The organism is Methylobacterium sp. E-025 (genome assembly GCF_022829705.1).
GTDB lineage: Bacteria > Pseudomonadota > Alphaproteobacteria > Rhizobiales > Beijerinckiaceae > Methylobacterium.
Genome location: NZ_JAKSYR010000188.1, coordinates 1 through 447, shown reverse-complemented (window position 1 = coordinate 447; position 447 = coordinate 1). Strand labels below are relative to the sequence as shown.

Annotated in this window: 1 protein-coding gene; it reads right to left on the bottom strand. The window is 67.1% G+C overall.

Annotated elements, in window-relative coordinates; all coding sequences use genetic code 11:
• Positions 1-447 (bottom strand): carbohydrate-binding domain-containing protein (locus MKK64_RS26785; RefSeq protein ID WP_279593394.1); only part of this gene is annotated, 447 nt, incomplete at both ends.

The window sequence follows — 447 nt, the reverse complement described above, 5'->3', positions numbered from 1 at the left end:
CCCCGCGAGGGTGTGTCCGTTGAGGCTGACCTGACGGACGTAGAGGTTGCGGTCGGCCGGCGCGATGCCGCCGTAGACGTCGTCGAGGAACTGCACCGCGATGTAGTGCGCACCCGTGCCGAACGCTCCCGTGAGGGTGATGTCCTGCGTCTGGCCTGCAGCATGCGACGTGCTGGTGGTGAGTGTGCCGCCGATCTGATGGCCGTCCACCCGCACCTGGAAGTGCGGATCACCCTGGTAGCTGTCGCCCGACACGCGGAAGACGAGGGTGTCCGGAGCCAAGGGTGTCACGACCGGCGCTGTGGGTGTCGTGACCACGGACGCGGGGATCACTGGCGTAGCGGGTACTGTGACGACCGATGTCGCGGGGGTGTGAAAGTCCGCGCTGCCGTTGTTGAACATGTTGGCGACGCCGCCGCTGTTGTAGCCGGCATGGTTGTCGGCGGC